This is a genomic window from Kitasatospora sp. NPDC056446, from assembly GCF_042796115.1.
Taxonomy (GTDB): domain Bacteria; phylum Actinomycetota; class Actinomycetes; order Streptomycetales; family Streptomycetaceae; genus Kitasatospora.
Window position 1 is genome coordinate 76,711 of the sequence record NZ_JBHTRF010000034.1, and the last position, 10,298, is coordinate 87,008.

Sequence of the window (10,298 nt, forward strand, 5' to 3'; positions counted from 1 at the left end):
CGGGGCCCTGCGGGTGTTCGCGGGCCGGTCAGCCGGTGTTGCGCAGGCCGGCCGCGATGCCGTTGACGGTGAGCAGCAGCGCGCGGGCGCGCAGCGGGTCGTCGTGGCGCCCGGCCGAGACCTCCTCGCGCTGGCGGCGCAGCAGCGCCACCTGGAGGTAGGAGATCGGGTCGAGGTAGGCGTCGCGGACGGCGAAGGTCTGCTTCAGCACCGGGTTGTGCTCCAGCAGTTCGCTCTCGCCGGTGAGCCGGAGCACCTCGCGCAGGGTGAGGGCGTGCTCCTCCTCGATCTGGGTGAAGACGTGCCGCAGCTCGCCGGGCACCAGCTGCTCGACGTAGTGCCGGGCGATCCGCAGGTCGGTCTTGGCCAGCGTCATCGCGACGTTGGACAGGAAGTTGCGGAAGAAGTGCCACTCGCCGTGCATCTCGTCCAGCACGTCGCCCAGGCCGGCCGCGCGGGCGGCGGCCAGGCCGGAGCCGACGCCGTACCAGCCGGGGACGATCTGGCGGGACTGGGTCCAGCCGAAGACCCACGGGATGGCCCGCAGGCCGTCCAGGCCCGCGCCGGAGTCGGGGCGGCGGGACGGGCGGGAGCCCAGGTGCAGCGAGGCGAGCTGGTCGACCGGGGTGGCGGCGAAGAAGTACTTCGGCAGGTCCTCCTGCTCGACCAGGCCGCGGTAGGCGGTGTGGGCGGCCTCGGAGACCCGGTCCATCGCGGCGTCCCAGCGGGCCAGCTCCTCGGGGGCCTGGCGCGGGGCGGTGTGCAGCGCGGAGGCGGCCAGGGTGGCGGAGACGGTCAGCTCCAGGTTCTCCCGGGCAAGGGAGGGGAGCAGGTACTTGTCGGAGATGACCTCGCCCTGCTCGGTGACCTTGATCTCGCCCTCCAGGGTGCCCCACGGCTGGGCCAGGATGGCCTCGTGCGAGGGGCCGCCGCCGCGGCCGACGGTGCCGCCGCGGCCGTGGAAGAGGCGCAGCCGGATGCCGTAGCGGTGGGCGACGTCGCGCAGCCGGCGCTGGGCGCGGTGGATCTCCCACTGGGAGGTGGTGATGCCGCCGAACTTGGAGGAGTCGGAGTAGCCGAGCATGACCTCCTGGACGTCGCCGCGCAGCGAGACGAGCAGCCGGTAGGAGGGGTCGGAGAGCATCTCGTCGAGGATGCGGTCGGCCTGCTGGAGCTCGTCGGTGGTCTCCAGGAGCGGCACGATGCCGATCTTGGCGATGCCGGCGTGCAGGTCGATCAGGCCGGCCTCGCGGGCCAGGACGGTGGCGGCGAAGACGTCGTCGGCGCCCTGGCACATGGAGATGATGTAGCTCTCGACGATCTCGTCGCCGAAGCGCTCGAAGCCCTCGCGGATGGTGTTGAAGACGCCGAGGGTCTTGGTGCCCGCCTCGTCCAGCGGGGCCGGGGTGGGGGCGAGCGGGCGGCGCGAGCGCAGCTCCTTGGCGAGCAGCTTCTGCCGGTACTCGCGGGGCATGTCGGCGTAGCGCCAGGCCTCCTCGCCGAGGCGGTCGAAGAGCTGGCCGAGGGCGTGGTGGTGGGCCTCGGCGTGCTCGCGCAGGTCCATGGTGGCGAGCTGGAGGCCGAAGGCCTCGACGGTGCGGATGGCCCGGGCGAGGCGGCCGTCGGCGATGAGTTCGCCGCGGTGGGAGCGCAGCGAGTCCTGGATGAGCCGCAGGTCGGCGACGAGCTCGCGGGTGCCGAGGTAGTCGCGGCCCTCGACGTGCGGGGTGCCGCCGGCCAGGCGCTCGCGGGTGTTCTCCAGCTTGAGCCGGATGCAGGTGGCCTTGAGGCGGTAGGGCTCCTCGGCGTTCATCCGCTTGTAGCGCGGGCTGAGTTCGGGGAGCAGGTGCAGGTCGGTGTTGAGCGAGGCGAGCAGTTCGACCGAGGCGCCGGCCAGCCGCTCCGAGGTGGAGAGGGTGTTGCGCAGGTCGTCGACGGCGGCCAGGGCGTCCTTGATGCCGTACTCGTGCTGGAGGTTGAGGACGTCCCAGGTGACCTGCGGGGTGACGTTGGGGTTGCCGTCGCGGTCGCCGCCGATCCAGGTGCCGAAGGTCAGCGGGCGGACGCCGTCGGGCAGGGTGAGGCCGACCCGGGCGAGTTCCTCGTGGAGCTCCTCCAGGACCACGGGGACGGCCTCGCGGTAGAGCTCGTCCAGGTAGTAGACGGCGTTGCGGGCCTCGTCGGTGGGCTCGGGACGGGCGATGCGCAGTTCGTCGGTCTGCCAGAGCAGGTCGATGACCTCGGCGAGGCGGCGGTCGGCGGAGCGCCGCGCGGAGGTGCGCCGCGCGGCGGCCCGGTCGGGGGTGGTGTCCGGCCGGCGGGCGGGATCGTCGGCCGGGCCGGCGGCGACGAGGCCGGAGGCGAGTTCCTCGCGGTGGATGCGGTCGAGGAGTTCGCCGATCCGGCGCAGCTTGTTGAGGACGCTGCGGCGGGCGGCCTCGGTGGGGTGCGCGGTGAAGACCGGGCGGACCGCGAGGTGGGCCAGGGTGTCCTGGAGGTGCTTGGGGTCGGCCTCGGCGAGCTGGTCGGCGGTCTGCGCGAGCAGCGAGCCCTCCCGGGCGCGGCGGGTGGCGAACTCGCGGCCGCGGTGCACCTGCTCGGTGACGTTGGCCAGGTGGAAGTAGGTGGAGAACGCGCGGACCAGCTTGGCGGCGGTGTCCAGCTCGATGCCGGAGAGGAGTTCGGCGGTGGCCTCTCCGTCGGTGCGGCTGAGCAGGCGGACCTGTTCGACCAGGCCGAGCAGCTGGGGGCCCTCCTGGCGGACCAGGGTCTCGCCGAGGAGGTCGCCGAGGCGGCGGATGTCCGCGCGCAGGGCTGCGTTGTCGGCGACTGCGCCGGCTGCGACGCCGGAGGTGGGGCTGTCCGCCGGGTTGGGGACCGGAGCGGTCACGGCTGGCTCCCTGTGGTGGTGGGGTTCGGCAACGGCTCATCGTCACAGGTCCACACGCGTGTGGCGGTTGTGACGCGTGCGGACCGCGCTGTCCGACGCGACCAGCATAGGTGTCGGGGAGGGCGCTGTCCGCGAGGTGGCCGGATGGCGGACAGGCCTGCCGAAAAGCCGCTGTGGTCTGGACCACTTGACGGTTCGGGGAGGTGTACCCGGCAATCCCGGTGGGGAGGGGAGGGGGTTGCCGCTTAGTCTGTCGGCATGAGCAAGTCGCCTGGGGAGCGCGCGCCGGTCCGGTCGTTCTGGTGGTGGAAGCGGCCGCGCAGCGCCCTCCTGGACATCGGGCTGGCCGCGCTCGCCGCGCTGGAGTGCGCGCTCAGCACGATCGGCTTCCTGTCCGGCCGGGTGGAGCTCAGCACCGCGGGCATGGCCGGGGTCACGCTGCTCGGCACGCTGGCCGGCGGCTCGCTGGTGTTGCGGCGGCGCTGGCCGGCCGTCCCGGTGCTGGTCACCCTGGTCGCGATGCCCGTGATACCCGGCGTGGTGCTGCTGGTGGTGGCGCTGTACACGCTGGCGGAGACCTGGGAGTGGCCGTCGCGGCGCCGACGGGTGGTGGCGCTGTCCGGGCTGGCCTTCGCCGAGGCCGTCGCCGTGATGATGGTGTCGATGCTGACCCCCGGTGACTCCGGGGTGGAGCAGCCGCCGCTGTGGGGCCAGGTGCTGCTGTCGGTGCTGGTGGCCGTCGGACTGACCGTCCCCCCGGTGGTGACCGGCCTGTACGTGGGGGCGCGGCGGCGGCTGATCGAGTCGCTCAAGGACCGCGCGCACGGCCTGGAGGCCGAGCTGGACCTGCTGGCCGAACAGGCGCAGGAGCGCGCCCGCCGGGCCCGGCTGGAGGAGCGCACCCGGATCGCCCGGGAGATGCACGACGTGGTGGCGCACCGGGTGTCGCTGATGGTGGTGCACGCCGGGGCGCTGGAGCGGATCGCGCTCAAGGACCCGGAGAAGGCCACCCAGAGCGCCAAGCTGATGGGCGAGGTCGGCCGGCAGGCGCTGAACGAGCTGCGCGAGATCCTCGGTGTGCTGCGGATGGACGACGAACGGCAGCCGGAGCCCGACTCGCTGGCCGGACTGCCCCGGCTGGTGGACCAGTCCCGGGCGGCCGGGATGGCGGTGACGCTGACGGTCAGCGGCAGCCGGCAGGAGTTCACCGCGGAGGCCGAGCGGACCGCCTACCGGGTCGTCCAGGAGGGTCTGACCAACGCGCACAAGCACGCGGGTGGCGCACAGGTGTCCGTGCTGCTGGCGTACGCGCCGAACGGGGTGCGGGTCAGCGTGGTGAACGCCTGCCCGGGCGGGGAGCGCGCCGCCGCGCAACTGCCCAGCGGCGGCAACGGGCTGGTCGGGATGCGGGAGCGGGTGATCGCGCTGGGCGGCACCTTCTCCTCCGGGCCGGAGGCGGACGGCGGGTTCCGGGTGGAGGCGGTGCTGCCGTCCCGGCTGGCCGTCCGGGCCGAGCGGCTGGGCTGAGGGGCTGGTTCGAGCGGTGGGCCCGAGCGCGGCAGGCCCGGGGGCGCCGGGCGGCGGCACCCGGCGGGCGGTCAGTACCCGTCCGCCGTGCGCAGCCGTTCCGGGGCGGTGCCCAGGACCAGGGCGGTGACCGCCTGGTCGATGCCGTGGCCGAGGAACCACTCGCCGGTGTGGTCCAGGCTGTAGACCCGGCCCTCCTCGTCGACGGCCAGCAGCGCCTGCCCGTACGCCTCCTCGCCGAGCGGGGCGACCTGGCAGCCCAGCGCCCGGCCGAGGTCGAGCAGGGTGCGCGGCTGGTGCAGGCCGCACAGCGGGTCGATCAGGAACGGGGTGCGGGCCAGCTGGCGGCCCGGTCCGGACAGGTCGAAGGCGAGGCCGCCGAACTCGGCCCAGGCCTCCACGGCGGCCGGGAACACCGAGTGCCGCACGCCGGTCGGCGCGCCGTGCCCGACCAGGGCGTCGGCCCACTCCTCGGCCTGCCGGATCTGCCAGCGGCCGGGGTGCCAGCCGGCCGCCTTGAGCTCGGCGGCGACATCGGCGGGGAAGCGCGGGCGGGTCCGCCCGAGGGTGGCGGCGGTGCCGGTGCCGGTGCCGGTCGTGGTGGCGGCGGCGGACAGGGTGTCCGGCGGGGGCAGCGGCGGGCTGGGCGGGTTCAGGACGGGCTCCAGGGCTCGGGGACGGGGGACGGACCGGCGCTCGGCCGGTCAGCGAGCGGGTGGCCCGACGGCGACACTCTGCACGGTGAAGTGCTCCAGCATCGGGACGCAGGAGCGGCACGGCGGGGCGTGGGTGCCGTGCGCCGGATCGTCCTCCTCGCGGATCCGTACGGTCGTCATCCGGGCGCCCTTGAGCGCCTTGCGGGCCTCGTGAAGGCTCATCGGCTTGCGGGCGGCGCGCTTGGAGCGCCGGCCGTCGACCGCGGCCAGGTACTGGGAGAGCAGGACGGCCTCCGGGCAGCGGCCGGTGAACCGCTCGCGGGCCTCCAGCGGCAGGGTGTCCAGGAAGCCGGTGACCAGGTGGTGCAGGACCGGGCGGCGCGGGTCCTTGTCACCCGCCAGGGTGTGCACCTCGCCGCCCTTGAGCGACAGCGCGGCGGCGACGGCGGGCAGCAGGCTGTCGCGGTGGTGGCGCAGCACGGGCGGGTCCGCCGGTTCACCGGTGGTCATCCGTCGTCCTCCTCCTCGTCGCCCGGTGTCGACCGGAGTGTTCCGGCCGGTCCGGGGCAAGCCTGTCAAACGGCACCGACATCCGTACAACCGGGGTGCGACGGTGGCGGATACCGGGGCGGACCGGGCGGGCGGTCACCCGATGCTGGCCGAACGCGCACGGCCTCGTCACGACTTGTCCGCCGATTTACCGAAACCGCCCCCGGGGCGGTGTGACGGCCGGTACCGTTCCGGCAGCGGGCCAGGGCCGGGCCCTCGGTGCGGTCGCCGCCCGGGCGGTCGCCGACGGCGCCGACTCCGCTGCCCGCGCCGGACGTTGAGGCCGCCGGGGAGGGCCGCGCCCGCCCCGGCGCGGAGCAAGGGGGCTCGCGCGATGACGTCGACACCACAGGCCCGGACCGGGCCGGGCGGTCCCCGCCGGGGTGCTCCCCGGCCGGACGGACAGGAACCGGGCGGGCACTGGCAGACCGCCAACCAGGCGCCCGGCGGCCATGTGCCCACCCCGGGCGAGCCGCCCCGGCCGGCGCCCGAGCACCCGGTCGGGCTGGCCGTGGTCGGGGCCGGCTACTGGGGGCCCAAGCTGGTCCGCAACGCGCAGCACACCCCGGCGCTGCGGCTGCACTGGCTGTGCGACCTGGACGAGGACAAGGCCCGTACGGTGCTGGGGGAGTACAGCACCGTCGGGGCGACCGACAGCTTCCGGCGGGTGCTGGCCGACGAGCGGGTCGGGGCGGTCGCCGTGGCCACGCCCGCGGGCGCGCACTACGCGCTGGTGCGGGCGGCGCTGGAGGCCGGCAAGCACGTGCTGGTGGAGAAACCGATCACCACCTCCGCCGCCGAGGCCGAGGAACTGGTCGACCTGGCCGAGCGGCTCGGCCTGGTGCTGATGTGCGACCACACCTTCTGCTACACCCCGGTGGTGCGCCGGATCCGCGAGCTGGTGCACGGCGGCGAGATCGGCGACGTCCAGTTCTTCGACTCGGTGCGGATCAACCTCGGCCTGGTCCAGCCGGACGTCGACGTGCTGTGGGACCTCGCCCCGCACGACCTCTCGATCCTGGACTTCGTGCTGCCGCCCGGGGTCGAGCCGGTCGGCGTGTCAGCGCAGGGCGCCGACCCGATCGGCGCCGGGCGCGCCTGCGTCGCGTACCTGACGGTCCGGCTCAGCAACGGCGCGCTGGCGCACTGCCACGTCAACTGGCTCTCCCCGACCAAGGTCCGCACCACGCTGATCGGCGGCTCCCGGCGCACCCTGGTCTGGGACGACCTCAACCCGCAGGCCCGGCTGGCGGTGCACGACCGCGGCGTGGACCTCACCCCGCCCGACCAGCTGACCGACGCCATCCGGCACCGGGCGCTGATCTCCTACCGGGTCGGCGAGATGGTCGCGCCCGCGCTGGTCGAGCAGGAGGCGCTGCGCAACGTGATGGCCGAGTTCGCCGCCGCCATCACCGAGCACCGGGCCCCGCTCACCGACGGCCGGGCCGGGGTGCGGGTGCTCCAACTGCTGGAGGCGGCCTCGCTCAGCCTGGAACTCGGCGGTGCCACCGTCCCGGTGGGCGCGGCGGTCCGGGCCGGGGCGCGGGCGCGGTGAGCGCGGGCACGGCGGTCGGGAACGGGGCAGGCGGGGACGGGGCAGGCAGGGACGGGAAGGCAGGGGCCGAGACGGTGGGGGCCGGGACGGCGGGGATCGGGACGGCTGGCCGGGCGGCGCGCGGCGTGCCGCTGGTGGACCTGGCGGCGGCGCACGCCGAGGTCGAGGCCGAGGTCCGGGCCGGCTTCGACCGGGTGCTCGCCTCCGGCGCCTTCGTCAAGGGCCCCGAAGTGGCCGGGTTCGAGCGGGAGTACGCGGCCTTCGCCGGCGCCCGCCACTGCGTGGGCGCCGCCAACGGCACCGACGCGATCGAACTCGCCCTGCGCGCCCTGGACCTGCCGCCCGGGGGCGGGGTGGTGCTGCCCGCCAACACCTTCGTCGCCACCGCCGAAGCCGTGCTGCGGGCCGGGCTGCGCCCCGTCCTGGTGGACGCCGACCCGGTGCACCTGCTGATCGACCCGGAGCGCGCCGCCGACGCGCTGCCCGGCGCCGTCGCCCTGCTGCCCGTCCACCTCTTCGGCCAACTCGCCCCGATGGGGCCGCTGCTGGCAGCGGCCGACGGGCGGCCGGTGGTGGAGGACGCGGCGCAGTCCCAGGGCGCCCGGCAGCACGGGCGCACCGCGTACGGGCGGATCGCGGCCACCAGCTTCTACCCGGGCAAGAACCTCGGCGCCTACGGCGACGCCGGGGCGGTGCTCACCGACGACGACGGACTCGCCGACGCCGTACGGCTGACCGGCGACCACGGCGCCCGCGACAAGTACCGGCACGAACGGTTCGGCTGCAACTCCCGGATGGACGCCCTGCAAGCCGTCGTGCTGCGTGCCAAGCTGCGCCGGCTGCCCGCCTGGAACGCCGCCCGCCGGGCCGCCGCCGCCCGCTACGACGCGCTGCTCGGCGGGCCGGACGGGCCGGACGGTCTCACCCTGCCGCGGACCGCCCCGGGCAACGAGCACGTCTGGCACCTCTACCCGGTGCGGATCGGCCCCGGCCGGGACCGCGACGAGGTGCTGGCCGCGCTGCACGCCGCCGGGATCGGCGCCGGGGTGCACTACCCCGTGCCGGTCCACCTCCAGCCCGCGTTCCGTCACCTCGGCCACCGCGCCGGGTCGTTCCCGGTCGCCGAACGGGCCGCCCGCGAACTGCTCAGCCTGCCGCTGCACCCGCACCTCACCGAGGAGCAGCAGGTGCGGGTGGCGCAGGCGCTGGCCCGGGCGCTGGGCGGGCGGTGACGGGCCCGGGGTTCTCCAAAGGCGGGGGTCCGGGCCGGGAAGGGACCCCCTAGGCTGGTGCCAGCAAGCACCGAGTATTTGCAGCAGCCAGTGGGGGCTCCCAGATGACGACAGGTCGGCCCGGCGTCGCCGCCGCACCGAACGCGGCGTACGCAGGTCAGGTGGTGCAGTTCCCGGACCCGGTCCGCGCCGAGCGGCACCCCGCCGGGGTCAGCGTGGACGAGTACGGCTACCCGGACTTCGGCCCGTACGCCGCCGCCGCGGCCGAGGTCGCCGACCCGCCGGAGGGCTTCGGCGTGGACGAGCTGCGGCTGACGGACTACGTCTCGGCCAACGCCGCGCTCTACACCCAGGGCCACCCGCTCTGGGCCGACCTGGAGACCGCCGTCGCCACCCCGCCCGGCTGGACCTGGCACCACGCGGTCGGCCGGGCCGCCCCCGGCTGGCGGCGGATGGAGCTCGTCCCGGTCGAGGTCAAGTCCCTGCTGCGGCACCACGGCGGCCTCGCCACCTCCGCGGCCGACCACACCCGCCGCGGCACCCGCCCGCTCCAGGAGCGCCGGCCCGTGCACTTCTCGCTGGCCAGGGACGGCGGCGACCCGATCGGCGTCCCCGAGGACCTGGTGCAGCGCGCCGAGGAGCGCCTCGGCTACCGGCTGCCCGGCGCCTACCGCACCTTCCTCAAGCTGGGCGGCGGCCGCGCCCCGGTCGGGGTCGCGCTGGACACCGAGCTCGGCCTGCTGCTCGACCAGCCGTTCCTGACCCTCACCGAGGAGTACGGCACCGAGGACGTCGTGTACGCCAACAAGTGCCTGCGCGACCACCTCACCAAGGACTTCCTGGCCGTCGCCTACGCGCAGGGCGGCCTGGTCGCGCTCAAGGTGCGCGGCGAGCAGGCCGGCTCGGTCTGGTTCCACCTGTACGACGACGCCCGGGACTCCGGCGGCCCGGAGGCCCCGGAGGACCGCTGCGCCCGGCTGCTGCTGCCCTGCGGCGAGGACTTCGACGCCTTCCTGCTGCGGCTGGCCGGCAGCCCGCCGGAGCTGGAGACGGTCGCGGCGCTGATGGTGGACGGCGGGTTCGCCCGGGCCGTCCCGGTGGACTGATGGGCGGGGTCGCGGTGGTGCGGGCGGTGCCAGTGGTGCTGGTGATACCGGTGGTACTGGTGGAGCGGGGGACGACGAGGATGCGGACAGGGGTGAACCGGGCGTGGTGACGTACGCGCAGGCGCAGGAGCTCGCCGAGGAGTGGATCAACGGCGGGGTGCCGCGCTCGCAGCAGCGCGAGGTACGGGTCCGGGAGTTCGACCTGGGCTTCGTCTGCTGGGCGATGACGCCCGGGGACGGGGACGCGGGCCCGGAGGGCTCGGGCGCCGGAGCCGGCAGCGGGTCCGGCAGCGGGTCCGGCAGCGGGTCCGGCAGCGGGTCCGGGTCCGGGACCGGCGGTTCGGGTTCGGGTTCGGGCTCGGGTGAGGCGCGGCTGGTGATCGCCCGGGACTCGGGTGCCAGCACGCTCTGGCCGGCCCTGCCCGTCAACGAGGTGGTCCGGCAGTACGAGGAGGTCTACGGGCGGCCGGTCGCGGCCAACCCGGCCGGGGCGGCCAAGCCCGCGCCCGGGCCGGTCGAGGCCACGTCCTTCCTGCTCAGCCCGCCGCAGTGGTTGCAGGAGGCGGGGGCCGCGGCGATCGCGGCGGAGGCGGAGCGGCTGGGGGCCGGTTCGGCCGCCCCGCAGGCGCCCTCGCCGGTTCCCGCGTCCGCGCCGGTGGCGCCTGCGGCCGCTGAGGCCCCGGCTCCGGCCGAGGCCCGCGCCGAGGAGCCGCCCGCTCCGGTGGCGCCGTCCGCGCCCGCAGCGCCCGCAGCGCCCGCAGCGCCCGCCGTGCTGACCGAGCC

At 75.5% G+C, this 10,298-nt stretch carries 7 protein-coding genes and 1 pseudogene; 5 read left to right on the plus strand and 3 right to left on the minus strand.

What is annotated here, in order from left to right; translation table 11 throughout:
* Positions 1-28: 28 nt before the first annotated feature.
* Entirely contained in the window at positions 29-2,890 is a 2,862-nt protein-coding gene (ppc, locus tag ACFQ6N_RS22030) for a phosphoenolpyruvate carboxylase (protein WP_380651449.1), read from the minus strand.
* 258 nt (positions 2,891-3,148) lie between these two features.
* On the opposite strand from ppc, the gene ACFQ6N_RS22035 reads away from it, so the two are divergent.
* Positions 3,149-4,417, plus strand: coding sequence for a sensor histidine kinase (locus ACFQ6N_RS22035; RefSeq protein ID WP_380651452.1), 1,269 nt, complete (start codon positions 3,149-3,151; stop codon positions 4,415-4,417).
* Between the two features lie 71 nt (positions 4,418-4,488).
* Here the strand turns inward: ACFQ6N_RS22035 and ACFQ6N_RS22040 are convergent, their stop codons facing one another.
* Both ACFQ6N_RS22040 and ACFQ6N_RS22045 read right to left on the minus strand, forming a co-directional pair.
* A complete protein-coding gene (locus ACFQ6N_RS22040; protein WP_380651472.1) occupies positions 4,489-5,034 on the minus strand; it encodes an SUKH-3 domain-containing protein in 546 nt (181 codons plus the stop codon).
* An 87-nt stretch (positions 5,035-5,121) separates the two neighbouring features.
* Positions 5,122-5,583: a YwqJ-related putative deaminase gene (locus tag ACFQ6N_RS22045; protein WP_380651454.1), complete on the minus strand. Its 462-nt coding sequence runs from the start codon at positions 5,581-5,583 to the stop codon at positions 5,122-5,124.
* A gap of 373 nt (positions 5,584-5,956) precedes the next feature.
* Between ACFQ6N_RS22045 and ACFQ6N_RS22050 the strand changes: the two genes are divergently transcribed.
* From ACFQ6N_RS22050 to ACFQ6N_RS22065, 4 genes and pseudogenes are all read left to right on the plus strand, one after another.
* Positions 5,957-7,177, plus strand: coding sequence for a Gfo/Idh/MocA family protein (locus ACFQ6N_RS22050; RefSeq protein WP_380651456.1), 1,221 nt, complete (start codon positions 5,957-5,959; stop codon positions 7,175-7,177).
* A gap of 125 nt (positions 7,178-7,302) precedes the next feature.
* On the plus strand, positions 7,303-8,409 hold the full coding sequence (locus ACFQ6N_RS22055) for a DegT/DnrJ/EryC1/StrS family aminotransferase (protein ID WP_380651458.1): 1,107 nt from the start codon (positions 7,303-7,305) through the stop codon (positions 8,407-8,409).
* 104 nt (positions 8,410-8,513) lie between these two features.
* A complete protein-coding gene (locus tag ACFQ6N_RS22060) occupies positions 8,514-9,515 on the plus strand; it encodes an HNH endonuclease (RefSeq protein ID WP_380651460.1) in 1,002 nt (333 codons plus the stop codon).
* A gap of 103 nt (positions 9,516-9,618) precedes the next feature.
* Positions 9,619-10,298 (plus strand): annotated as a pseudogene (locus ACFQ6N_RS22065) (hypothetical protein); the annotation flags it as partial.

What these genes read in the sequence shown, in the direction of transcription:
- ACFQ6N_RS22035 (WP_380651452.1), top strand. Translation starts at nt 3,149, where the DNA reads ATGAGCAAGTCGCCTGGGGAGCGCGCGCCGGTCCGGTCGTTCTGGTGG.
- ACFQ6N_RS22045 (WP_380651454.1), bottom strand. Translation starts at nt 5,583, where the DNA reads ATGACCACCGGTGAACCGGCGGACCCGCCCGTGCTGCGCCACCACCGC.
- ACFQ6N_RS22050 (WP_380651456.1), top strand. Translation starts at nt 5,957, where the DNA reads ATGACGTCGACACCACAGGCCCGGACCGGGCCGGGCGGTCCCCGCCGG.
- ACFQ6N_RS22060 (WP_380651460.1), top strand. Translation starts at nt 8,514, where the DNA reads ATGACGACAGGTCGGCCCGGCGTCGCCGCCGCACCGAACGCGGCGTAC.